Here is a 21,103-nt window from a genome sequence, read left to right on the forward strand (position 1 = left end):
GGAGGAACTAGACCATGAACCGTATCAAGAAGGGCGATCAAGTGATCGTCACTGCCGGCAAGGACAAGGGCAAGAAGGGCGATGTGGTGCGCGTGCTCGGCGACAAGGTCGTCGTGTCGAACATCAACATCATCAAGCGCCACACCAAGCCGAATCCGCAGGCCAACCAGCCGGGCGGCGTGATCGAGCGCGAAGCGCCGATTCACATTTCCAACGTCATGCTGTTCAACCCGGCCTCCGGCAAGGGCGAGCGCATCGGTTTCAAGGTACTGGAGGATGGACGCAAACTGCGTGTGTTCCGCTCCAGTGGTGAGGCGGTTGACGCCTGAGGAATGCTGAAATGACCACCCGTCTGGAAGAGTTCTACAAGAAAGAAGTGGTTCCGGTGCTGACTGAGAAGTTCGGCTACAAGAACCCGATGGAAGTGCCGCGCCTCGTCAAGATCACCCTGAACATGGGCGTGGGCGAAGCGGCCACCAACAAGAAGATCCTGGAAAATGCCGTTGCGGACATGACCAAGATCGCCGGCCAGAAGCCGATCGTGACCAAGTCCCGCGTGTCGGTGGCTTCGTTCAAGATCCGCGACGGCTGGCCGATCGGCGCCAAGGTCACCCTGCGTCGCGCCAAGATGTACGAGTTCCTCGACCGCCTGGTCAACATCTCGTTGCCGCGCGTGCGCGACTTCCGTGGTGTCTCCGGCCGTTCGTTCGACGGCCGTGGCAACTACAACATGGGCGTCAAGGAACAGATCATCTTCCCGGAAATCGATTTCGACCAGGTCGACGCGCTGCGCGGCATGGACATCGCGATCACCACGACCGCGAAGACCGATGCCGAGGCCAAGGCCCTGCTCGAAGCCTTCCGCTTCCCGTTCCGCAACTGAGTCTAGGATTGAACAATGGCTAAGACTTCCATGATCAACCGCGACATCAAGCGGACCAAGCTGGCGAAGAAGTACGCCGGCAAGCGTGATGCGCTCAAGAAGATCATCTCCAGCGACAACTCGTCGTACGAAGAGAAGGCCGAGGCGGTCATCAAGCTGCAGAAGCTGCCGCGCGACTCCTCGCCGAGCCGCCAGCGCAACCGCTGCGTCCTGACCGGCCGTTCGCGCGGCGTCTACAGCAAGTTCGGCCTCGGCCGCAACAAGCTGCGCGAAGCCACCATGCGCGGCGATGTGCCGGGCCTGCGTAAGGCAAGCTGGTAAATCTCTGGTACGATAGCCGGCTACCCGGTTCAACCGCCGCGGCCCTCGGGCCGCGGCGGCGTTATTGAAAACGCTGTAATCCGTTGTAATTACTACTGAAATTCGCAATCCCGCGGATATCGGTGCTACTCATAGGTGACTCACAATGAGCATGACTGATCCCATCGCCGACATGCTGGTCCGCATCAAGAATGCGGCCGCTGTGCGCAAGCAGACGGTGAAAATGCCCGCTTCCAAGATCAAGGTGGCGATCGCCGCCGTGTTGAAGGACGAGGGTTACATCCTGGATTCGCGCGTGACCGAAGTCGGTCCGGGCAAGTCCGAACTCGAAATTTCGCTGAAGTACTACGAAGGCAAGCCGGTGATCGAGCGCCTGCAGCGCTACTCCCGCTCGGGCCTGCGTCAGTACCGCGGCAAGGACGCGATCCCGAAGGTCCTCGGCGGCTTGGGTATCGCGATCATCTCCACCTCCAAGGGCATCATGACCGATGCGCAGGCGCGCCAGCAGGGCGTCGGCGGTGAAGTCCTGTGCTTCGTGGCTTAAGGGAGTAAACGACCATGTCCCGAGTTGCCAAGAAGCCGATCGCTCTCCCGAAGGGCGTCGAACTCAACATCCAGGCCGATTCGATCGCCGCCAAGGGCCCGAAGGGCACCCTGTCGATCGGTAAGCCGGCCGCCATCAGCCTCAAGGTCGAGAACGGCGAAGCGCTGTTCACCACCGAAGACGCGGCGCTGATCCCGCTGACCGGTACCCTGCGCGCGATCCTCGCCAACATGGTGAAGGGCGTGTCCGAAGGCTTCGAGCGCAAGCTCGAGCTGGTCGGCGTCGGTTACCGCGCCTCGATGCAGGGCGCCGACCTGAACCTGGCCCTGGGTTTCTCCCATCCGGTCCTGTTCAAGGCTCCGGAAGGCATCACCATCGCGACCCCGACCCAGACCGAAATCCTGGTCCAGGGCGCGGACAAGCAGCGCGTCGGTGAAGTTGCCGCCAAGATCCGCGGTTTCCGTCCGCCGGAGCCCTACAAGGGCAAGGGTGTGAAGTACGCCGGCGAAGTCATCATCCGCAAGGAAGCCAAGAAGGCCTAACGGGTAGGGCGCCGGTCCCGCACCGGCTCCCACGACACCAAGCCTTCAGCTTTCGGAGATCAGAACATGAACAAGAACATCGCTCGTCTGCGCCGCGCCAAGTCGACCCGGTCGCACATCCGCAATCTCGGCGTCGCCCGTCTGACCGTGCTGCGCACCGGTCAGCACCTGTACGCCCAGGTCTTCACCGCCGACGGCTCCAAGGTCCTGGCTTCGGCCTCGACCGTGCAGGCCGACGTCAAGGAAGGCCTGAAGAACGGCAAGAACGCCGAAGCCGCCGTCAAGGTCGGCAAGATGATCGCCGAGCGCGCCAAGGCCGCGGGCATCGAGAAGGTCGCGTTCGACCGCTCGGGCTACCGCTACCACGGCCGCATCAAGGCGCTGGCCGATGCCGCTCGCGAAGGCGGTTTGCAGTTCTAAGTCTTTCGAGACTTGAAAGCGTGGAGATTCGTCTCCACGCCTTCTGCACGAAATAGTTTCACCTGCCGACGCGGGCCGCGTCGGGCGCCATGGTGGATTCCTGCCATAGGTGCGGCACCCGAACCACATCACAATCATAAGCGGCCACGCCGCAAATCCCATTAATCAACGAGACACCGAAATGGCAGACGATAGAGCCCCGCGGGGCCGCGACCGTGATCGCAACCGCGAAGAGATCGACGACGGCATGATCGAGAAGCTGATCGCGGTCAACCGCGTCAGCAAGACCGTCAAGGGCGGTCGCCAGTTCACCTTCACCGCGTTGACGGTGGTCGGTGACGGCAACGGCAAGGTCGGCTTCGGCTACGGCAAGGCGCGCGAAGTGCCGGTCGCGATCCAGAAGTCGATGGAATACGCCCGCAAGGCGATGAACAACGTGGACCTCAACGGCGGCACCTTGTGGCATGCCGTGAAGTCGGGCCATGGCGCGGCGCATGTGTACATGCAGCCGGCGTCGGAAGGTACCGGCGTGATCGCCGGCGGCGCGATGCGCGCCGTGCTCGAAGCGGTCGGCGTCAAGAACGTGTTGGCCAAGGCCACCGGTTCGCGTAACCCGATCAACCTGGTTCGCGCCACGCTCAAGGGTCTGACCGGCATGCATTCGCCGGCCAAGATCGCGGCCAAGCGCGGCAAGAAGGTGGAGGATCTCAACCATGGCTAAGGCTGCTAACACGCCCGTCGAAGGCGGCACCGTCACGGTGCGCCTGGTCAAGGGTCTGCGTGGCTGTCAGTCGCGTCACCGCCTGTCGGTGAAGGCGCTCGGCCTGAACAAGCTCAACGACGTGCGGACGCTGAAAGACAGCCCGCAGGTTCGTGGCCTGATCAATACGGTCCACTACCTGGTTCAGGTCGAGGGCTAAGGAGCACATCATGCGTCTCAATACACTCAAGCCGGCTGACGGCGCCCGCGAAGACCGCAAGCGCGTCGGTCGCGGTATCGGTTCGGGCCTCGGCAAGACCGCGGGCCGCGGCCACAAGGGTTCGTTCGCGCGTTCGGGCAAGGGCAAGATCAAGGCCGGTTTCGAAGGCGGCCAGATGCCCATGCAGCGTCGTCTGCCGAAGATCGGCTTCCGCTCCAAGCTGAAGAACGACACGGCCGAAGTGCTGCTGTATCAGCTGGACAAGCTGGAAGCCGGCGAGATCGATTTCGCCGCGCTCAAGGCCGCCAAGCTGGTTCCGAGCAACGCCAAGCAGGCCAAGATCGTGAAGAAGGGCGAGCTGACCAAGAAGTTCGTGCTCAAGGGCGTGCTGGCCACGGCCGGCGCGAAGGCCGCGGTCGAAGCGGCCGGCGGCAAGGTCGAGGAGTAAGGGCTCAATGGCGCGCAGCGGCAACGCAATGGCTGGAATCGGCGGCGGACTCGGTAAGTTCACCGAGTTGCGTCAGCGTTTGCTGTTCGTCATCGGCGCGTTGATCGTCTATCGCATCGGTAGCTACATCCCGGTGCCGGGTATCAACCCGGAGGCGATGGTCAAGTTCATGGAGACCAAGCAGGGCACCATCGTGGACATGTTCAACATGTTCTCCGGTGGCGCTCTGCACCGCTTCAGCCTGTTCGCGTTGAACGTGATGCCGTACATCTCGGCGTCCATCATCGTGCAGCTGCTGGTGCAGATCGTGCCGAGCCTGAAAGCCATCCAGAAGGAAGGCGAATCGGGCCGTCGCAAGATCAATCAATGGTCGCGCATGGGTGCGATTCCGCTGGCGATCTTCCAGGCCTGGGGCATCGCCACGGGCCTGCAGTCGAGCCTCGCGCCCGACGGCACGCCGGTGGTCTACGCACCGGGCATGGGCTTCATCCTGACCGCGGTGATCGCCTTGACGGCGGGCACCATGTTCCTGATGTGGCTGGGCGAGCAGATCACCGAGCGCGGCGTCGGCAACGGCGTTTCGCTGATCATCTTCGCGGGCATCGTCGCCGGCCTTCCGGCCGCGGTGATCCAGATGTTCGAGCAGATCCGCAACGGCGACATGAGTCCGATCGTGGCGATCCTGATCATCGCCCTGGTGGTGGCCTTCACCTACCTGGTGGTGTTCGTCGAACGCGGCCAGCGTCGGATCACGGTCAACTACGCGCGTCGTCAGGGCGGTCGTAACGCCTACATGAATCAGGCGTCGTTCCTGCCGTTGAAGCTCAACATGTCGGGCGTGATTCCGGCGATCTTCGCCTCCAGCATCGTGATGTTCCCCGCGACCGCCGCGACTTGGTTCGCTCAGAGCAACAGCGGCAGCGGCGTGTCCGGTTTCCTTCAGCGCCTGAGCCAGTGGCTCAGCCCGGGCGAGCCGGTCCACATGATTCTGTATGCTGGCCTGATCGTCGGTTTCGCGTTCTTCTACACCGCGCTGGTGTTCAATTCGCAGGAAACCGCCGACAACCTCAAGAAGTCGGGCGCGCTGATCCCGGGCATTCGCCCCGGCAAGGCCACCGCGGACTACGTTGACGGCGTGCTGACCCGCTTGACGGCGGCCGGCGCAATTTACCTGGTGATCGTCTGCCTCCTTCCGGAGGTCATGCGGACCCAGCTCGGCACCTCGTTCTACTTCGGCGGTACTTCGCTGTTGATCGTGGTGGTCGTGATCATGGATTTCATCGCTCAAATCCAGGCTCATCTGATGTCGCATCAGTACGAGAGCCTGTTGAAGAAAGCGAACTTGAAGGGCGGCTCGCGCGGCGGTCTCGCGCGCGGGTGAGTCAGGACCGTTCCGCGCGCCAGAGTAGCGCGCGGGGCTGGGCAGGGCAGGTCATCGCATTGTTCAGCCAGTTCGGACTCGTCGCCGGAGCATGGGCACACTCCCCATGCCGTGGTTCCGTGGCACCTTTGGTGCCGCGGGGCTTCCTATTAACCCGAGACCTAGATATAATTTCCAGTTCACTCCGCCGGGATTAATCCGTCTCGGCCGCCAAATCAGTTGGAGATCGCCTTATGGCGCGTATTGCGGGCGTTAATTTGCCTGCCCAGAAGCATGTCTGGGTTGGCCTGCAAAGCATTTTCGGCATCGGCCGTACCCGTTCGAAGCAGATCTGCCAGACGGCGGGTGTGACTTCGACCACGAAGATCCGTGACCTGTCCGAGCCCGAAGTCGAGCGCTTGCGCGCCGAAGTCGGCAAGTTCGTGGTCGAAGGCGACTTGCGTCGCGAGGTCGGTATTGCGATCAAGCGTTTGATGGACCTGGGCTGCTACCGCGGCCTGCGTCACCGCCGCGGCTTGCCGCTGCGTGGTCAGCGCACGCGTACCAACGCACGTACCCGCAAGGGTCCGCGCAAGGCCATCAAGAAGTAAGGGAACCTAGACCATGGCCAAGCCGGCAGCAGTCAAGACCAAGAAGAAGATCAAGCGCATCGTCACCGACGGTATCGCCCACGTCCACGCTTCTTTCAACAACACCATCATCACGATCACCGACCGCCAGGGCAACGCGCTCTCGTGGGCGACCTCGGGCGGCGCGGGTTTCCGCGGTTCCCGCAAGTCGACCCCGTTCGCCGCCCAGGTGGCAGCCGAAAAGGCCGGCCGTGCTGCGCTCGACTACGGCGTCAAGTCGCTGGAAGTGCGCATCAAGGGCCCGGGTCCGGGTCGTGAGTCCGCCGTTCGTTCCTTGAACAACGTCGGTTACAAGATCATCAACATCATCGACGTGACGCCTATCCCGCACAACGGGTGCCGTCCGCCGAAGAAGCGTCGCGTCTGAGGAGCTGAAGAAAAATGGCTCGTTATATTGGCCCCACCTGTAAGCTCGCCCGTCGCGAAGGCGCCGATCTCGGTCTGAAGTCGTCCGCTCGCGCGCTCGACTCGAAGTGCAAACTGGAACAGAAGCCCGGTCAGCACGGCCCCACCGCCCGCAAGGGCAAGCTGTCCGACTACGCCACCCAGCTTCGTGAGAAGCAGAAGGTCAAGCGTATCTACGGTCTGCTGGAACGTCAGTTCCGCAACTACTACAAGAAGGCCTCGACCAAGAAGGGCAACACCGGCGAGAACCTGCTGCAGTTGCTGGAAACCCGTCTCGACAACGTCGTCTACCGCATGGGCTTCGCCGTGACTCGTCCGGCTGCCCGTCAGCTGGTCTCGCACCGCGGCGTCACCGTCAACGGCAAGTCGGTCAACCTTCCGTCGTACCAGGTCAAGGCCGGCGACGCGATCGCGTTGTCCGAGCGCGCCCAGAAGCAGCTTCGCGTGCAGGAATCCCTGACCGTGTCGTCGCAGATGGACCTGTCGCCGTCGTGGGTCGAAGTGGACAGCAAGAAGTTCAGCGGCGTGTTCAAGGCGGTTCCGGATCGTGCGGATCTGCCGGCCGACATCAACGAAGCGCTGATCGTCGAGTTGTACAGCAAGTAATAGTGCAGGGCATCCGCCGGCGTCCCTCAGGATCCGGCGGAGAACCCGCAACCCAGGTCGGTGCGCCATGCGCACCGGCCGCTCTCTCGTTAAGAGAGGGCTCCAAGAGCTAAAGCCTCCCGCCGCCCCCCGGTGGAGGTCATTGGAGACACCGAAACATGACGGTTACCGCCAATCAGGTACTGCGCCCGCGTGGTCCGCAGATCGAACGCCTCACCGGCAATCGCGCGAAGGTCGTGATCGAGCCGCTGGAGCGCGGTTACGGCCACACGCTGGGCAACGCGCTGCGGCGCGTGCTGCTGTCGTCGATCCCGGGTTTCGCCATCACCGAGGTCGAAATCGATGGCGTGCTGCATGAATACACCACGGTCGAAGGTCTGGAAGAGGACGTGCTGGAGGTTCTGCTGAACCTCAAGGACGTCGCCATCCGCATGCACACCGGCGACGCGTCGACGCTGTCGCTGGCCAAGCAGGGTCCCGGCATCGTCACCGCCGGCGACATCAAGACCGACCACAACGTCGAAATCCTCAACACCGACCACGTGATCTGCCACCTGACCAAGGATACGGCGATCAACATGCGTCTGAAGATCGAACGCGGTTTCGGCTACCAGCCGGCGGCTTCGCGCCGTCGTCCGGACGAAGAAACCCGCGCGATCGGTCGTCTGATGCTGGACGCGAGCTTCTCGCCGGTCCGTCGCGTCGCCTACGCGGTGGAAGCCGCGCGCGTCGAGCAGCGCACCGACCTCGACAAGCTGGTGCTGGACATCGAAACCAACGGCACGATCGACGCCGAGGAAGCCGTGCGCACCGCCGCCGACATCCTCACCGATCAGCTGTCGGTGTTCGGCGACTTCACCCACCGCGACCGCGGTGCGGCGAAGCCGGCCACCAGCGGCATCGATCCGATCCTGCTGCGCCCGATCGACGATCTCGAGCTCACCGTGCGTTCGGCCAACTGCCTCAAGGCCGAGAGCATCTACTACGTCGGCGATCTGATCCAGAAGACCGAAGTCGAGCTGCTCAAGACCCCGAACCTCGGCAAGAAGTCGCTCACCGAGATCAAGGAAGTGCTGGCTCAGCGCGGCCTGTCGCTCGGCATGAAGCTGGAAAACTGGCCGCCGGCCGGCATCGCTTCGCATGGGATGATGGGGTGAGAGCCAGCGTTTGCGCGGCATAGCCGCGCGCTGGCTCGAACGCCCGGCGCGCTGCGCCGGGCCGGGAACGAAAAGAGTCCACGCCGAGGCCAGCCGAAGCGTGGATTTCTGATTCGAACCCAGCTCCACCTGCAAGACCGCTTCACGCAGCACCTATCCCGACGGACATTCAAGTCCGCGGTACGCCGATCAAGGACCGATCGGTTCGGACCACCCGCAGTCCAATGTTCCAACGCCTGGATGGCGACAGCGAAGTCCAACCGTTTCAACATTCATCAGGAATCACAGTCATGCGCCATCAGAAATCCGGCCGTAAGTTCAGCCGCACCAGTGCTCACCGCGACGCCATGTTCACCAACATGGCCGCCTCGCTGATCAAGCACGGTCTCATCCGCACCACCCTGCCGAAGGCCAAGGAGCTGCGTCGCGTCGCCGAGCCGCTCATCACCCTGGCAAAGAAGGACGGCGTGGCCAATCGCCGCCTGGCGTTCTCGCGCCTGCGTGACAAGGAAGCCGTCGGCACCTTGTTCGTCGAACTCGGCCCGCGCTACGCGTCGCGTCCGGGCGGTTACCTGCGCATCCTCAAGTGCGGTTTCCGCGCTGGCGACAATGCGCCGATGGCCTACGTCGAGCTGGTCGATCGTCCGCAAGCCGCGGCCGAGTAATTCCGCCGCGTCGGGCGACCGGCGCAGCGACGTTCCATCTGCAAGCCTCTACCGTCCATGGCCGTTCGCGGTCGTGGCGGCAGCCAGCAAAGCCCCGGCCTCGGCCGGGGTTTTTGCGTTCTGGCAACGGTTACTCGCGCAACGGTTGCGGTCGAAAGCGACGCGCCGTGGCAGGGTTCGGTCGTCCCATGCATCGGAGGGGTTTTCAGGGTCGTGAACGGGGCGGCAACTTTCGTCCCCGGGCGCAGTCGATGTTGCTGCGACGAAATGCCGCGTTGCGAAACTACATGCCGATCCGACATTGGCACGACCCGACCCAGACCCGTATGGTGTGAGCATGAACCCCTTCAAAGCCTCCTTCCGGATTCAATTTCTGCTTGGTTTTCTGGCCTGCGCGGGCCTGCTCGCGTATGCCTTCTACCTGCAGCTCTACGAGCACCTCGAGCCGTGTCCGCTGTGCATCTTCCAGCGCGTGGCGTTCGCCGCGCTCGGCCTGGTGTTCCTGCTCGGCGCGCTGCACGGCCCCAAGAAGCCCGGCGGGCGTCGCGGTTACGGCGTGCTGGCCCTGCTAGCCTCGCTGGGCGGCATCGCGGTCGCCGGTAATCACGTGCGCCTGCAACACCTGCCGCCGGACCAGGTCCCGGCCTGCGGCCCGGGTCTGAACTACATGCTCGACGCGATGCCGATCACCGGCGTGATCAAGAAGGTCATGACCGGCTCGGGCGAATGCGCCAACGTGGACTGGACCTTCCTGGGCCTGTCCATGCCGGCCTGGAGCCTGATCTGCTTCGTCGTGCTGGCGCTGTGGGCGGCCTATGCCGCGTTCCGCGGCCGTTGAATCAGATAAGCCTGCCGTCCCTTCGCTATCTCCACCCACCCATCCATCCCAACCACCCACCACACACCGCGACACCAACTGGAATCAAGGAAATGAGCGCTTCCGATCGCAACAGCAACCTCCGTGCCGTCAACCTGCCCGCCGACTGGAGCCCGACCTCCTGGCGCGAGCGCACCGCACTGCAGTTGCCCAGCTATCCGGACGCGGCCGATCTTGAATCCGCGTTGCAGGAATTGCGTCAGCTGCCGCCGTTGGTGACCTCGTGGGAGATTCTTTCGCTCAAGCAGCAACTGGCCGAGGCACAGGAAGGCAAGCGATTTTTGCTGCAAGGCGGCGACTGCGCCGAGAGCTTCGACCAGTGTTCCTCGGACGTGATCTCCAACCGTCTGAAGGTGCTGCTGCAGATGAGCCTGGTGCTGGTCCACGGCATGCGCAAGCCGGTGGTGCGGGTCGGGCGTTTCGCCGGCCAGTACGCCAAGCCGCGTTCGGCCGACAGCGAGACCATCGATGGCGTGACCCTGCCGAGCTACCGCGGCGACATGGTCAACGCGCCGGCCTTCAACGAGGCCGCGCGCCGGCCCGACCCGCGTCGCATGATCAAGGGCCACGCGCGTTCGGCGATGACGATGAACTTCGTGCGCGCGCTGATCGACGGCGGTTTCGCCGACCTGCACCATCCCGAGTACTGGAACCTGAGCTGGGTCGGTCATTCGCCGCTGGCCGACGAATATCGGCGCATGGTCAACGCGATCGGCGACGCGGTGCGCTTCATGGAGACCTTGTCGGGTTCGGAAGTGCACAACCTCAACCGCGTGGATTTCTACACTTCGCACGAAGCGTTGCTGCTGCCGTACGAAGAGTCGATGACCCGACAGGTGCCGCGTCACTGGGGCCACTTCAATCTCAGCACCCACTACCCGTGGATCGGCATGCGCACCGCCGCGGTCGATGGCGCCCATGCCGAGTACTTTCGCGGCATCCGCAACCCGATCGCGCTCAAGGTCGGTCCGTCGGTCACGCCGGATCAGCTGCTGCGCACGATCGACCTGCTCAATCCCGAGGACGAGCCGGGCCGGTTGACCTTCATCCATCGCATGGGCGCGACCGCGGTCGCCGAGAAGCTGCCGCCGCTGCTCGATGCGATGCGTCGCGACGGTCGTCGCGTGCTGTGGGTGTGCGATCCGATGCACGGCAATACCGAAAGCACGAGCAATGGTTACAAGACTCGTCGCTTCCGCAACATCCGCGCCGAGATCGAGACTTCGTTCGAGTTGCATGCCGCGGCCGGCACGCGCCTGGGCGGCGTCCATCTGGAGCTGACCGGCGAAGACGTGACCGAATGCCTGGGCGGCGCGCGAGAGCTGACCGAGAGCGATCTCGAGCGCGCTTACCGTTCCACGGTCGATCCGCGTCTGAACTACGAACAGGCGCTGGAAGTGGCGATGCTGATCGTGCGCAAGCAGGCCCAGATCGCGGCGCCGGCCTGAGGCGGGTGGTCGGTCATCGGTTCGCAAGGACCATGAGCGGCGAACGTAATCGGGCCTTGATGGCGGCGGGTGCGCTTAGCGCGCTCGCCGCCTTTTTGCATCTGGGGTGCATCGTGTTTGGCGCGCCGTGGTATCGCGCCTTAGGTGCCGGCGAGTGGATGGCGCAGGCTTCGATCGCGGGTCACTGGTATCCGGTGGTCGCCACGCTGGTGATCGCCTCGGTGCTGACGGTCTGGTCGCTGTACGCGTTTTCCGCGGCGGGTGTGTTGCGGCGATTGCCATTGCTGCGCACGGTGTTGTGTCTGATCACCGCGGTGTATCTGCTGCGCGGGCTGGCGGCGGTGCCGATGATGAGTGTGTTTCCGGGGCGCAGCGTGAGTTTCTGGCTGTGAAGTTCGGGGATTTGCCTGGGCATCGGCGTGGTGCATCTGATCGGTTTGCTGCAGGTGTGGAAACGGCCTGGTCGGTCGGTGTGATGCGAGCTTCAATGCGGATAGCAGAAACCCGCCGATGAGGCGGGTTTTTGGTTTTTGGGACGCGGCGGTGGAACGCGCTTGCGTCGTGTGTGCGATGTCGCGGTCGCGGCTTGCGCCGCTCCTACAGGGGGCTGACGCGGCAACGATGGCGGGCGATCGTTGTGTGGAGACGTCACCTGCCGTTTCGCGCGAAGGGTTGCCTTCGCGCCATGGACCATCGCCGGTGGTTTCGATCCCGGCGGGTGGACGTCGCGCGATCGACGCCAGCGAACTCAGGGGCTCAGCGTCACCCGATACCCCGGCGGCGTGCGTGCCAGGGTCAGTTGTTCGAAGGCGTAGCCCAGCGACAGCAGTTGCGCGTCGCTCCAGCGCTTGCCCATGAACACCAGGCCGATCGGCAGGCCGGAGGCGTCGCCCATCGGCACGGTCAGGCTCGGGTAGCCGGCGACCGCGGCCGCGCCCCAACTGGCGCCGCCGAAGGGATCGCCGTTGACCGGATCGACCATGAAAGCCGGGGTGGTGGCCGGCGCGATCAGCGCATCGAGCTTGTGCCGCTTGAGCGTCGCGTCGATGCCCTGCGGGCCGGCGAGCTGCCGCGCCTGGGCGGCGAACTTGCGATAGGCCGGGTCCTTGAGGCCGCCCTTCTTGTTGGCCTGCTCGAACAATTCCTGGCCGAAGTAAGGCTGCTCGCGCGCGGCGTGGGCCTGGTTGAACGCGATCAGTTCGCTCAGCGTCTTCACCGGCGCGCCGCTCTCGCGCAGATAACGCTCCAGGCCGTCCTTGAACTCGTAACGCAGCACCTCGCCCTCGGCGCGGTCCCATTGGCCCGCGGTGGCGATCTTGACCTCGACGATGGTGGCGCCGGCGTCGCGCAGGGTCTTGAGCGCGCGTTCGAGCGCGGCGTCGATCGCCGGCAACTGACCGACACCCGATTCGCGCAGCAGGCCCAGGCGTGCGCCTTGCAGCGCGTCGCCGTTCAAGCCACCGACGTAATCGGCCAGACGCTTGTCGGCGCCGGCCAGCGCGGCGCTGTCGCCGCCGGCTTCGGCCGACGCGAGCACGCTGAGCAATTGCGCGGCGTCGGCGACGCTGCGCGCCATCGGCCCGGCGGTGTCCTGGCTGTGCGAGATCGGAATGATGCCCTGGCGACTGACCAGCCCGACCGTGGGCTTGAACCCGACCAGTCCGTTCATGGCTGCCGGGCACAGGATGCTGCCGTCGGTTTCGGTGCCGACGCCGACCGCGGCCAGGCTGGCGGCGATCGCCGCGCCGGTGCCGCTGCTGGAGCCGCAGGCGGTGCGGTCGAGCACGTAGGGATTGCGGGTCAGGCCGCCGCGGCCGCTCCAGCCGGAGATCGAATGGGTCGAGCGGAAATTCGCCCATTCGCTGAGGTTGGTCTTGCCCAGGATCACCGCGCCGGCGCGGCGCAGCGCGGCGACGATCGGCGCGTCGGTCTTGGGATGGTGTTCGGCCAGCGCCAGCGAGCCGGCCGAATTGACCATCGGCGTGGCGTCGATGTTGTCCTTGATCAGCACCGGGATGCCGTGCAGCGGGCCGCGCAGCTGGCCGGCCTTGCGTTCTTCGTCGAGCTTGCGCGCTTCGGCGATCGCGTCGGGGTTGAGTTCGATCACCGCGTTGAGCTGCGGGCCGGCGTCGTCGAGCGCGGCGATGCGATCGAGGTAGCCCTGGGTCAGGCGGACGCTGCTGAGCTCGCCGCTGGCCATGCGCGCGCTCAGCGCGGCGGTGTCGGCTTCGGCCAGGCGCAGCGGGTCGGTCGGCAGGAAGCCCTTGGCGGCTTCGTCGGAGGCCACCACCGGCCGCGGCGCGCGCACGGCCTGGGTGCCGGCGCATCCGGCCAGCGCGAGGGTCAGCGCCGCGAGACCGAGGCGGGCGGTGCAATGAAAGGCGGGCATGGCCGGTTCCTGATCGTGGCGCGCGAGCGATTCGCCCGAGTATGCCCGCAGTCGGCGACGCGGCAAGCCTGTTCGAACGGCCCAGGATCCCGAACGTAGCGGCGGGGTGCCTGCGTGCTTGCATCGTGCGGTGTGGATGGCACCGTTACGATGTCTGATGGCGTCGTCGTGGCCCGGTTTGGGTGGTCGCGGCTACGTGGATTTTTTATTCGAAAGGATGCAGCGATGAATTTGACGATCCCGATTCAAGCCGCGCCGCGCGATCCGCGGATCGATGCAGCCATCGTCCGTCTGCTGAGCAATCGCGACGACTCCATCGAAGGCACGTTCTGCTATGGACTGTTCGAGTGCGGCTTGTTCGATGCGGGCTTGTTCGAATCGCTGGTCGCCGACATGCAACTGGTATCGAGCGACGCGGCCGCGCGCGACGCGCATCGCGCGACCATCGTCTGGATCGCGCTGGGCGTGTGCCGATGCGTGTTTTCCCATTTCGACGTCGACGACGGCTATCGGATCGTCAATCTCGACGACGCGCTGTATTCGACATGGAGCGGCGATTATTTCGAGCGGCTGCGTGCGCTACTCGTCTGACGGTACCGAAGCAGGTCGCCGACGCGGCGTCAGTCGGTCGCGGCCTTGGCGTCCGTCGCGCGCAGACGGCGGTAGACGAACTCCGGCGCCGGCGCGGCCGACTCGGCTTCGGCCAGGGCGCGAACCCGCGCATGATCGGGTGATTTCTCGCACACCGGATCGAGGGTGTCGGCGCGGCCGCTGAGCGCCAGCGCCTGGCAGCGGCAACCGCCCCAGTCGATTTCGCGGCGTTCGCAGCCGCGGCAGGGTTCGGGCATCCAGTCGGTGCCGCGGTAGCGCACGAACGCGTCGGAGTCGCGCCAGATGTCGCCGAGGCTGCGTTCGCGCACCGAGTCGAAGCGCAACTCGGTCAGGGTTTCGGCGGCGTGACACGGCAGCACCTTGCCGTCCGGAGTGATGTTGACGAAGCGCTGCGCCCAGCCGCCCATGCAGGCCTTGGGCCGGCGCGCGTAATAGTCGGGAGTGACGTAGTCGATGGTCAGGCGGCCGCGCAGACGCTGGCGCGCGTCCTCGACCACCGCGGTGACCGCATCGAGTTGCGCGCGCGTGGGCATCAGCGCGGCGCGATTGCTCAGGCCCCAGCCGTAGTACTGGGTGTGCGCGACTTCGAGCCGGCCCGCGCCCAGATCGAGTGCGAGCTCGATCATCTGCGCGACGCGTTCGGCGTTGTGCCGATGTACGACGGCGTTGAGGGTCAGCGGCAGATCGAGTTCGCCGCACCAACGCGCCAGCGCGAGCTTGCGTTCGTGGCTGCCGGCGTAACCGGCGATGCGGTCGGCGCCCGCGGCCTGGCTGTCCTGGATGCTCAGTTGCAGATGATCCAGGCCGGCCTGCTGCAATTCCTGCAAACGCTCGCGGGTGACGCCGACGCCGGAGGTGATCAGGTTGCAGTACAGCCCGAGCGCGCGCGCATGCCGCAGCAACTCGGGCAGGTCCTTGCGCAAGGTCGGTTCGCCGCCGGAGTAATGCACTTGCAGCACGCCGAGCTCGGCGGCCTGATCGAGCACGCGCAGCCAGTCGGCGGTGGCCAGTTCTTCGCGCATGCCGACCAGTTGCAGCGGGTTGGAGCAGTACGGGCACGACAGCGGGCAACGGTGAGTCAGTTCCAGCAGCACCGCCAGCGGTGGCGCGGGCGCGGCTGTCGGCGCCTTGCGTGGCGCAAGCTCCGGGGCGATGCCGGCGACGCTGGCGGCCTCGGCGCTCATGGCATCGGCGCGCCCAGCGTGAGCATGCGTTTTTCCAGCAAGGTCGCGAACAGTTCGATCACGTCGCCGTGCACTTGCTCAGGCTCGGCGCCGTATTCGGCAGCCAGCGCCTGCACGATGGTCTCGACGTCGCTGGCGGCGTCGACGCGGGCGAGCACGGCGTGGGCGATCTCATCGAGTTCGACCACCCGTTCCGGCGCGAGCAGCACCCATTGATCGCGTGCGCGATCGTGCTGCAGGCGAACCCCGGCGGGGAAGCGCGGCACCGCGCTCGCTTCGATCGTGGCGCTCATGCGGCGGCCTCATCCGGGCGAAACGCACCCGGCGGAATCAAGCGCGGTTCTACATACGCCAGATGCAGCGCATCGAGCATCGACCACAGCACCTCGCATTTGAACCGCAGCGCCGCGCACACGGCGTCCTGCTGCTCGCGGGTGAGGGCATGGCGCTTGACGTAGTCGAGGGCGAAGTCGGCGTCCTGCGGCGCCTGGTGCAGGCGCGAATCGAAGTAGGCCAGCGACTGGCGCGAGACGAAATCGTAATTGGCCAGCATGCCGCTGACCCGCTGGCCGATGATGGTCGGCGCGAACAGTTCGGTCAGCGACGAGGCGATCGCTTCGAGCAAACTGCGTTCGCGCACGAAATGGATATAGGCCTGCACCGCGAACCGCGTGGCCGGCAGCAGGGCGCGACCGGATTCGACCATCGCCCGGTCCAGGCCGAGCGCATCGGTCAGATGCAGCCAACGCGCGATGCCGCCGTCGCCGTCGCGCTCGCCGTCGTGATCGACGATGCGCTGGCGCCAGACCCGACGCAGTTGCGGATCCTCGATGCGCGCGAGCAGGGCGGCGTCCTTGAGTGGGATGCAGCGCTGGTATTCGAAACGGTTGAGCGCCCAGGCCTGGACCTGGCCGCGGTTCAACTGGCCGCTGTGCAGCAGGTGATGGAACGGGTGTTTGTCGTGATAACGCTCGGCGCCGATCGCGCGCAGCCGCGCTTCCAGTTGCGCCGGAGTCAACAGCGCATCGTCGCCGATGAAGTCGGTGTCGATCGCCTGGGTCGCGCTTGCGTTCACAGCTGCAGCTCCATGCCGTCCTCGGCGACTTCCCAGCCGTGCGCGCGCGCCTGCGCGCGTTCGGGCGAATGATCGTCGAGCAGCGGGTTGGTGGTGTTGAGATGGATGAACAGTTTGCGCCGCACTTCGAGCGGGGCGAATGCGGCGAGCGTGCCGCCGTCCTGGCCGCCGTCGCCGGCGATGTTCATATGCCCCATGCGCGCGCCGGTCTTGCTGCCGACGCCGGCGCGGACCATTTCGTCGTCGCGCCACAGGGTGCCGTCGAACAACACCAGCGAGGCGCCGTACAAACGTCGGCGCAGGTCGTCGGTCATCGCCGCGCAGCCGGGGATGTAGAGGAATCGTTCGCGGCCGTCGCTGATTTCCAGGCCGACCGTCTCTTCGTCGCCGCCTTGCAGGTTGCCGTTCGCGCGCGACTCCATGAACAACGGCACCTTGCCGGGCACGCTGAACGCGGTGACGCGCAGGCCCAGCGGCGCGTCATGGCCGGCGACATCGATCGGCTTATCCAGGGTCAGCGCTTTGCGCGCGACGTAATCGGGATGCAGCGAGTCGAAGATCGGATTCTGGCCGAGCACGTCGAGCACGCGTGCGCTCGCCCACAGGTCGAAGCGCTGGCGTTCGCGCATCGACAGCAAGCCGGCGATGTGGTCGATCTCGCCGCTGGTCAGCAGCACCGCTTCGATCGGCGAGTGGCGCAGGTCGCGTTTCGGCCACAGCGCGGGCTGGGCGAGGATCTGCTGGCGGAAGTCGGGCGAGGCGTTGATCAGCAGCCAGCGCTGGTCGTCGGCGCTGACCGCGATGCTGGCCTGGGTGCGGCGCTGGTGGCCGGGTTCCTGGCGCCACGCGCGCTGGCTGCCGGGGGTGTTGCAATTCCACTGCGGGTAGCCGCCTCCGGCCGCCGCACCGAGTACGAGGATGCGCATCACCGATGATCCATCGAATGGCTGCGCGGCCCCGGGCGCGTTGCGACGGCAGAGGCGGGCATGCTCAGAACAGATCGCCGGAGGAGTACGAATTGATTTCGCAGCCGACCGAGATTTCGCGGATCTGAGGCTTGGACCAGGTCTTCATGAGCGTTCCTCGTGGTGGGGAGTGAGCCGTGCCAGCATCGACAGCGCGCGCAGCGGCATGCGCGCGTCCGCATCGGATGGTTCGGATGCGCAGGCTGCGCGATGCGGCACGCGGCGTGCATCGCGGCCGATCGCCGCGACCTGGAAACCATACACCGGCGCGGCGCGCGATGCCTGTGACTGCAGCCCGATCGGGGTGGAACCGAGGCACGGTGCGGTTTAATCAGACGCTAACAATTAGGCCCGATCGGGGGAAGGTTCGAGTTTTTTGCGGGAGGGGCTACCTGCCCCGACGCCTTTTGATCAGATCACTTCGAAAGTTCAGGCGACCTGATCGAAAGGCGTCGGGGCAGGTAGCCCCTCCCACAAAAGACTTCGCGAGATTCGACGCGCGGATCGATGCCACAGCGATGCGACGGTTTCCGCGATTCGGTCGACCAGCGTCGGGGCTAAGACACTCGAAGCAGCGATTAATGCCGGCGCTTGAGGATGTCGCGCGCCAGCACCCACACCACGATCAGGTTGACGATCAGCACCGCCGTGGCCAGCCAGCCGGGATGGCGGAACATCGCGTAGACGTCGAACGGCAGGTACAGCGCGGCGCCGAGACAGCCCAGCCACGAGGCCCAGGCCTTGGCCTTCCACAGGCCCCAGGCTTCGATCAGGTGCAGCAATCCGTAGGCGAGCACGACCGCCGCGGCCAGATGCACCGAATGCGGGCTGATGGTGTGGGCGAGCCAGGCCAGCGAGCCGTGCTCGGGGTCCAGGTGGAAGCGCTTGATCAGTTCGCCGATCCAGCGTTGCAGCGGCGCCGGCCCGAGCAACTCCAGGCCGCTCGCCGCGCTGAGCGCGAGCGCGCCCTTGACCGCTTCGACCGCGGCGATCACATGCAGGCCCGGGTGGGCCTTGGGGTTGGCGTCGTAGTGCGTTTCGGCTTCGGTCATCGGGTTGGATGGGCGACGTAGTGCTCAACCAGTCGTTGAGCCAGCGGCATGTCCATATGAGTCTGATCGCACAGCAGGCGGATCGCTTCGAGTTTCTTGTTCGCGTCGGCGAGCTTGCGGATGTCGGCGGGCAGGCGGAACTCGCCTTCGCTCAGGTGTTCGCGCGCGACCTTGCGAGCGACCGGGCCGCCGAGGGTGGCGCGGATTTTCTTGATCGCTTCGATCGTCTCGCCCTTGTCGAGCAGCGCCTGCACCTCCGGCGGCCATGCAGGAGCGCCCGGAGCGGTCGGTTCGGAGTTGGGCGCCGCCGGCGCGGCTTCGGGCGCGGGCGTCGCCGGCGCAGCGGGAACGGCCGCGGGCGCGGCGTGTGCGGCGGATTCGGTGGGGTTGGGCCGCGGCTGAGGCAGCAGTTGCGGTTGCGGAGGGGGCGGCGTGGCCGTCGCCTCGACCTGGGTCGTGGCCGGGCGCTTGCGCGCGCCCAGCCACCAGCCCAGCAGCAGTCCGGGCGCGAGGCCGGCGAACCACCAGATCAGATCGTGTAAGTCCATTTCACTTCGATCCCTGCAACGCGCGCTGGTTCCCCAAACGCGCGGCTCTACTGCAATTATTGCTTACCTGTCAGCCGATCAGGCCGCGCGCGAGGCGCGCTTGCGATCGCTTTCGGTCAGGAACTTCTTGCGCAGCCGGATTTCCTTCGGCGTGACTTCGACCAGCTCGTCGTCTTCGATGAAGTCCAGCGCCTGTTCCAGCGTGTACTTGATCGCCGGGCTCAGCTGGATCGCATCGTCCTTGCCCGAGGCGCGCATGTTGGTCAGCGGCTTGGTCTTGATCGCGTTGACGGTGAGGTCGTTGTCCTTCGAGTGGATGCCGACCAACTGGCCCTCATACACGTTGTCGCCTTCGGCGGCGAACAGCCTGCCGCGATCCTGCAGCGGCCCAAGCGAATAGGCCGGAGTGGTGCCCGGCGCATTGGCGATCATCACGCCGTTGATGCGCTTGGCGATCGCGCCCTGTTCCTTCGGACCGTAGTGGTCGAACACATGGAACAGCAGGCCCGAGCCCTGGGTCAGGGTGCGGAATTCGTTCTGGAAGCCGATCAGGCCGCGAGCGGGAATCATGTAGTCCAGGCGTACGCGACCCTTGCCGTCGGACACCATGTCCTTCAGCTGGGCCTTGCGCGTGCCGAGCTTCTCCATGACGCCGCCCTGGTGCTGCTCTTCGATATCGACCACCAACTGCTCGACCGGCTCCATCAGCTTGCCGTCGATTTCCTTGATGATGACTTCCGGACGCGACACGGCCAGTTCGAAGCCTTCGCGGCGCATGTTCTCGATCAGCACCGACAGGTGCAGTTCGCCGCGGCCCGAGACCAGGAACTTGTCCGGATCGGAGCCTTCCTCGACCTTCAGCGCCACGTTGTGCAGGGTTTCGCGCTGCAGGCGCTCGCGCAGCTGGCGGCTGGTGAGGAACTTGCCGCCGCTGAGGTCCTTGTTGCCGGCGAACGGCGAGTTGTTGACCTGGAAGGTCATGCTGATGGTCGGCTCGTCGACGGTCAGCGCGGGCAGGGCTTCCGGGGTGTCCAGCGCGCACACGGTGTCGGAGATCGACAGATCGGCGACGCCGGAGATGGCGACGATGTCGCCGGCCTCGGCTTCCTCGGTCTCCAGGCGCTCCAGGCCCATGAAGCCGAGCACCTGCAGCACCTTGCCCTGGCGCTTCTTGCCGTGACGGTCGACCACGCTGACCGGCATGTTGCGGCGGACCTTGCCGCGCTGGATGCGGCCGATGCCGATCAGGCCGACGAAGTTGCTGTAGTCCAGCTGGCTGATGCGCATCTGGAACGGGCCGTCGAGATCGACTTCCGGCGGCGGGACGTGCTTCATGATCGCTTCGTACAGCGGGGTCATGTCGCCCGAGCGCGCGGCGTCGTCCAGGCTGGCGTAGCCGTGCAGCGCCGAGGCGTAGACGATCGGGAAATCGAGCTGCTCGTTGGTGGCGCCGAGCTTGTCGAACAGGTCGAACACCTGGTCGATGACCCAGTCCGGACGCGCGCCCGGGCGGTCGATCTTGTTGACCACCACGATCGGCTTGAAGCCCATCGCGAAGGCCTTCTGGGTGACGAAGCGGGTCTGCGGCATCGGGCCATCCATCGCGTCGACCAGGATCAGCACCGAGTCGACCATCGACAGCACGCGCTCGACCTCACCGCCGAAGTCGGCGTGGCCCGGGGTGTCGACGATGTTGATGCGGTTGCCCTGCCAGGTGATGGCGGTGTTCTTGGCCAGGATCGTGATGCCACGTTCCTTTTCCTGGTCGTTGCTGTCCATCGCGCGCTCGGCGAGCACCGTGCGTTCGGACAGGGTGCCGGACTGCTTCAACAGGCAGTCGACGAGAGTGGTCTTGCCATGGTCGACGTGGGCGACGATGGCGATATTGCGCAGGCGTTCGATGGACATGCGATTGGACGCCGGAAGGCGCTATAGCTGAGGAAGATAGCCGGCCATTATACCGGGCAAAGGTGGCAAGTGCCTGCCGGGGTGGGCCCTGTTCATATTTCCCTGGATTTATCGGCGATAAGTG

The 21,103-nt window shown here is 65.4% G+C and carries 28 protein-coding genes; 19 read left to right on the forward strand and 9 right to left on the reverse strand.

All coding sequences use genetic code 11. The features are described from left to right. The first annotated feature begins 14 nt into the window (after positions 1-14). The 18 genes from rplX (at position 15) to AC3A4T_RS23010 (ending at position 11,638) form a co-directional block, all read left to right on the forward strand. Positions 15-329, forward strand: a complete 315-nt coding sequence (gene rplX / locus AC3A4T_RS22925; protein WP_036111786.1) for a 50S ribosomal protein L24 — start codon at positions 15-17, stop codon at positions 327-329. Positions 330-340: 11 nt separating this feature from the next. After that, complete coding sequence (rplE, locus tag AC3A4T_RS22930) at positions 341-883, forward strand: 50S ribosomal protein L5 (RefSeq protein WP_036111783.1); 543 nt, start codon at positions 341-343, stop codon at positions 881-883. Between the two features lie 15 nt (positions 884-898). After that, complete coding sequence (rpsN, locus tag AC3A4T_RS22935; protein ID WP_036111781.1) at positions 899-1,204, forward strand: 30S ribosomal protein S14; 306 nt, start codon at positions 899-901, stop codon at positions 1,202-1,204. A gap of 145 nt (positions 1,205-1,349) precedes the next feature. Further along, positions 1,350-1,748 carry a 30S ribosomal protein S8 gene (gene rpsH / locus AC3A4T_RS22940; RefSeq protein WP_487677499.1) on the forward strand — a complete coding sequence of 133 codons (399 nt, stop codon included), beginning with the start codon at positions 1,350-1,352 and terminating at the stop codon, positions 1,746-1,748. A gap of 14 nt (positions 1,749-1,762) precedes the next feature. Further along, entirely contained in the window at positions 1,763-2,290 is a 528-nt protein-coding gene (rplF, locus tag AC3A4T_RS22945) for a 50S ribosomal protein L6 (protein ID WP_036111772.1), read from the forward strand. A gap of 66 nt (positions 2,291-2,356) precedes the next feature. Then, on the forward strand, positions 2,357-2,710 hold the full coding sequence (rplR, locus tag AC3A4T_RS22950) for a 50S ribosomal protein L18 (RefSeq protein WP_036111769.1): 354 nt from the start codon (positions 2,357-2,359) through the stop codon (positions 2,708-2,710). A gap of 181 nt (positions 2,711-2,891) precedes the next feature. After that, positions 2,892-3,431: a 30S ribosomal protein S5 gene (gene rpsE / locus AC3A4T_RS22955; protein ID WP_046657640.1), complete on the forward strand. Its 540-nt coding sequence runs from the start codon at positions 2,892-2,894 to the stop codon at positions 3,429-3,431. Continuing rightward, positions 3,424-3,630 (forward strand): 50S ribosomal protein L30, encoded by a 207-nt coding sequence (gene rpmD / locus AC3A4T_RS22960; RefSeq protein ID WP_056110763.1) that lies wholly within the window; start codon positions 3,424-3,426, stop codon positions 3,628-3,630. Before rpsE ends, rpmD begins: the two co-directional genes overlap by 8 nt. A gap of 10 nt (positions 3,631-3,640) precedes the next feature. Continuing rightward, positions 3,641-4,078 (forward strand): 50S ribosomal protein L15, encoded by a 438-nt coding sequence (gene rplO / locus AC3A4T_RS22965; RefSeq protein WP_036111758.1) that lies wholly within the window; start codon positions 3,641-3,643, stop codon positions 4,076-4,078. Positions 4,079-4,085: 7 nt separating this feature from the next. Then, complete coding sequence (secY, locus tag AC3A4T_RS22970; RefSeq protein WP_487677500.1) at positions 4,086-5,459, forward strand: preprotein translocase subunit SecY; 1,374 nt, start codon at positions 4,086-4,088, stop codon at positions 5,457-5,459. 233 nt (positions 5,460-5,692) lie between these two features. Next, positions 5,693-6,049, forward strand: coding sequence for a 30S ribosomal protein S13 (rpsM, locus tag AC3A4T_RS22975; protein WP_036111754.1), 357 nt, complete (start codon positions 5,693-5,695; stop codon positions 6,047-6,049). 13 nt (positions 6,050-6,062) lie between these two features. Then, positions 6,063-6,455, forward strand: coding sequence for a 30S ribosomal protein S11 (gene rpsK / locus AC3A4T_RS22980; RefSeq protein ID WP_036111750.1), 393 nt, complete (start codon positions 6,063-6,065; stop codon positions 6,453-6,455). Positions 6,456-6,469: 14 nt separating this feature from the next. Next, entirely contained in the window at positions 6,470-7,099 is a 630-nt protein-coding gene (gene rpsD, locus AC3A4T_RS22985; RefSeq protein ID WP_036111747.1) for a 30S ribosomal protein S4, read from the forward strand. Between the two features lie 158 nt (positions 7,100-7,257). Then, the gene (locus AC3A4T_RS22990; protein ID WP_036111743.1) at positions 7,258-8,256 is read left to right on the forward strand and encodes a DNA-directed RNA polymerase subunit alpha; all 999 of its coding nucleotides are present in this window, start codon (positions 7,258-7,260) and stop codon (positions 8,254-8,256) included. Positions 8,257-8,546: 290 nt separating this feature from the next. After that, complete coding sequence (gene rplQ / locus AC3A4T_RS22995) at positions 8,547-8,921, forward strand: 50S ribosomal protein L17 (RefSeq protein ID WP_031373811.1); 375 nt, start codon at positions 8,547-8,549, stop codon at positions 8,919-8,921. Positions 8,922-9,258: 337 nt separating this feature from the next. Beyond that, positions 9,259-9,759, forward strand: a complete 501-nt coding sequence (locus tag AC3A4T_RS23000; protein ID WP_487677501.1) for a disulfide bond formation protein B — start codon at positions 9,259-9,261, stop codon at positions 9,757-9,759. A 92-nt stretch (positions 9,760-9,851) separates the two neighbouring features. Continuing rightward, complete coding sequence (locus AC3A4T_RS23005; protein WP_056110770.1) at positions 9,852-11,246, forward strand: class II 3-deoxy-7-phosphoheptulonate synthase; 1,395 nt, start codon at positions 9,852-9,854, stop codon at positions 11,244-11,246. A gap of 32 nt (positions 11,247-11,278) precedes the next feature. Further along, positions 11,279-11,638 carry a hypothetical protein gene (locus tag AC3A4T_RS23010; protein ID WP_487677502.1) on the forward strand — a complete coding sequence of 120 codons (360 nt, stop codon included), beginning with the start codon at positions 11,279-11,281 and terminating at the stop codon, positions 11,636-11,638. A gap of 356 nt (positions 11,639-11,994) precedes the next feature. On the opposite strand, the gene AC3A4T_RS23015 is transcribed toward AC3A4T_RS23010, so the two are convergent. Beyond that, positions 11,995-13,635, reverse strand: a complete 1,641-nt coding sequence (locus AC3A4T_RS23015) for an amidase (protein ID WP_487677503.1) — start codon at positions 13,633-13,635, stop codon at positions 11,995-11,997. Between the two features lie 225 nt (positions 13,636-13,860). Here AC3A4T_RS23015 and AC3A4T_RS23020 point away from each other — a divergent pair, with 225 nt between their 5' ends. Beyond that, positions 13,861-14,226: a hypothetical protein gene (locus AC3A4T_RS23020; RefSeq protein WP_487677504.1), complete on the forward strand. Its 366-nt coding sequence runs from the start codon at positions 13,861-13,863 to the stop codon at positions 14,224-14,226. A 29-nt stretch (positions 14,227-14,255) separates the two neighbouring features. Here AC3A4T_RS23020 and pqqE read toward each other — a convergent pair whose 3' ends face one another. The 8 genes from pqqE to typA form a co-directional block, all read right to left on the reverse strand. Beyond that, entirely contained in the window at positions 14,256-15,431 is a 1,176-nt protein-coding gene (pqqE, locus tag AC3A4T_RS23025) for a pyrroloquinoline quinone biosynthesis protein PqqE (RefSeq protein WP_487677505.1), read from the reverse strand. Next, complete coding sequence (gene pqqD, locus AC3A4T_RS23030) at positions 15,428-15,724, reverse strand: pyrroloquinoline quinone biosynthesis peptide chaperone PqqD (protein WP_487677506.1); 297 nt, start codon at positions 15,722-15,724, stop codon at positions 15,428-15,430. Before pqqD ends, pqqE begins: the two co-directional genes overlap by 4 nt. Then, complete coding sequence (pqqC, locus tag AC3A4T_RS23035; protein ID WP_233423979.1) at positions 15,721-16,467, reverse strand: pyrroloquinoline-quinone synthase PqqC; 747 nt, start codon at positions 16,465-16,467, stop codon at positions 15,721-15,723. Before pqqC ends, pqqD begins: the two co-directional genes overlap by 4 nt. 35 nt (positions 16,468-16,502) lie before the next feature. Next, entirely contained in the window at positions 16,503-17,432 is a 930-nt protein-coding gene (pqqB, locus tag AC3A4T_RS23040; RefSeq protein ID WP_487677507.1) for a pyrroloquinoline quinone biosynthesis protein PqqB, read from the reverse strand. Between the two features lie 64 nt (positions 17,433-17,496). Then, entirely contained in the window at positions 17,497-17,580 is an 84-nt protein-coding gene (gene pqqA / locus AC3A4T_RS23045; RefSeq protein ID WP_036111709.1) for a pyrroloquinoline quinone precursor peptide PqqA, read from the reverse strand. A 469-nt stretch (positions 17,581-18,049) separates the two neighbouring features. Next, on the reverse strand, positions 18,050-18,523 hold the full coding sequence (locus AC3A4T_RS23050; protein ID WP_487677508.1) for a DUF2127 domain-containing protein: 474 nt from the start codon (positions 18,521-18,523) through the stop codon (positions 18,050-18,052). Then, a complete protein-coding gene (locus tag AC3A4T_RS23055; RefSeq protein ID WP_487677509.1) occupies positions 18,520-19,071 on the reverse strand; it encodes a hypothetical protein in 552 nt (183 codons plus the stop codon). The genes AC3A4T_RS23050 and AC3A4T_RS23055 overlap by 4 nt, the downstream gene beginning before the upstream one ends. Before the next feature lie 78 nt (positions 19,072-19,149). Beyond that, entirely contained in the window at positions 19,150-20,979 is a 1,830-nt protein-coding gene (gene typA, locus AC3A4T_RS23060) for a translational GTPase TypA (RefSeq protein ID WP_487677510.1), read from the reverse strand. Positions 20,980-21,103 lie beyond the last annotated feature (124 nt).

The organism is Lysobacter sp. Soil_N_51 (assembly GCF_057655755.1).

Bases quoted from the DNA above. Each gene is read 5' to 3' on its own strand.
- rplX (WP_036111786.1), top strand. From the start codon at position 15: ATGAACCGTATCAAGAAGGGCGATCAAGTGATCGTCACTGCCGGCAAG.
- rplE (WP_036111783.1), top strand. From the start codon at position 341: ATGACCACCCGTCTGGAAGAGTTCTACAAGAAAGAAGTGGTTCCGGTG.
- rpsN (WP_036111781.1), top strand. From the start codon at position 899: ATGGCTAAGACTTCCATGATCAACCGCGACATCAAGCGGACCAAGCTG.
- rpsH (WP_487677499.1), top strand. From the start codon at position 1,350: ATGAGCATGACTGATCCCATCGCCGACATGCTGGTCCGCATCAAGAAT.
- rplF (WP_036111772.1), top strand. From the start codon at position 1,763: ATGTCCCGAGTTGCCAAGAAGCCGATCGCTCTCCCGAAGGGCGTCGAA.
- rplR (WP_036111769.1), top strand. From the start codon at position 2,357: ATGAACAAGAACATCGCTCGTCTGCGCCGCGCCAAGTCGACCCGGTCG.
- rpsE (WP_046657640.1), top strand. From the start codon at position 2,892: ATGGCAGACGATAGAGCCCCGCGGGGCCGCGACCGTGATCGCAACCGC.
- rpmD (WP_056110763.1), top strand. From the start codon at position 3,424: ATGGCTAAGGCTGCTAACACGCCCGTCGAAGGCGGCACCGTCACGGTG.
- rplO (WP_036111758.1), top strand. From the start codon at position 3,641: ATGCGTCTCAATACACTCAAGCCGGCTGACGGCGCCCGCGAAGACCGC.
- secY (WP_487677500.1), top strand. From the start codon at position 4,086: ATGGCGCGCAGCGGCAACGCAATGGCTGGAATCGGCGGCGGACTCGGT.
- rpsM (WP_036111754.1), top strand. From the start codon at position 5,693: ATGGCGCGTATTGCGGGCGTTAATTTGCCTGCCCAGAAGCATGTCTGG.
- rpsK (WP_036111750.1), top strand. From the start codon at position 6,063: ATGGCCAAGCCGGCAGCAGTCAAGACCAAGAAGAAGATCAAGCGCATC.
- rpsD (WP_036111747.1), top strand. From the start codon at position 6,470: ATGGCTCGTTATATTGGCCCCACCTGTAAGCTCGCCCGTCGCGAAGGC.
- AC3A4T_RS22990 (WP_036111743.1), top strand. From the start codon at position 7,258: ATGACGGTTACCGCCAATCAGGTACTGCGCCCGCGTGGTCCGCAGATC.
- rplQ (WP_031373811.1), top strand. From the start codon at position 8,547: ATGCGCCATCAGAAATCCGGCCGTAAGTTCAGCCGCACCAGTGCTCAC.
- AC3A4T_RS23000 (WP_487677501.1), top strand. From the start codon at position 9,259: ATGAACCCCTTCAAAGCCTCCTTCCGGATTCAATTTCTGCTTGGTTTT.
- AC3A4T_RS23005 (WP_056110770.1), top strand. From the start codon at position 9,852: ATGAGCGCTTCCGATCGCAACAGCAACCTCCGTGCCGTCAACCTGCCC.
- AC3A4T_RS23010 (WP_487677502.1), top strand. From the start codon at position 11,279: ATGAGCGGCGAACGTAATCGGGCCTTGATGGCGGCGGGTGCGCTTAGC.
- AC3A4T_RS23015 (WP_487677503.1), bottom strand. From the start codon at position 13,635: ATGCCCGCCTTTCATTGCACCGCCCGCCTCGGTCTCGCGGCGCTGACC.
- AC3A4T_RS23020 (WP_487677504.1), top strand. From the start codon at position 13,861: ATGAATTTGACGATCCCGATTCAAGCCGCGCCGCGCGATCCGCGGATC.
- pqqE (WP_487677505.1), bottom strand. From the start codon at position 15,431: ATGAGCGCCGAGGCCGCCAGCGTCGCCGGCATCGCCCCGGAGCTTGCG.
- pqqD (WP_487677506.1), bottom strand. From the start codon at position 15,724: ATGAGCGCCACGATCGAAGCGAGCGCGGTGCCGCGCTTCCCCGCCGGG.
- pqqB (WP_487677507.1), bottom strand. From the start codon at position 17,432: ATGCGCATCCTCGTACTCGGTGCGGCGGCCGGAGGCGGCTACCCGCAG.
- pqqA (WP_036111709.1), bottom strand. From the start codon at position 17,580: ATGAAGACCTGGTCCAAGCCTCAGATCCGCGAAATCTCGGTCGGCTGC.
- AC3A4T_RS23050 (WP_487677508.1), bottom strand. From the start codon at position 18,523: ATGACCGAAGCCGAAACGCACTACGACGCCAACCCCAAGGCCCACCCG.
- AC3A4T_RS23055 (WP_487677509.1), bottom strand. From the start codon at position 19,071: ATGGACTTACACGATCTGATCTGGTGGTTCGCCGGCCTCGCGCCCGGA.
- typA (WP_487677510.1), bottom strand. From the start codon at position 20,979: ATGTCCATCGAACGCCTGCGCAATATCGCCATCGTCGCCCACGTCGAC.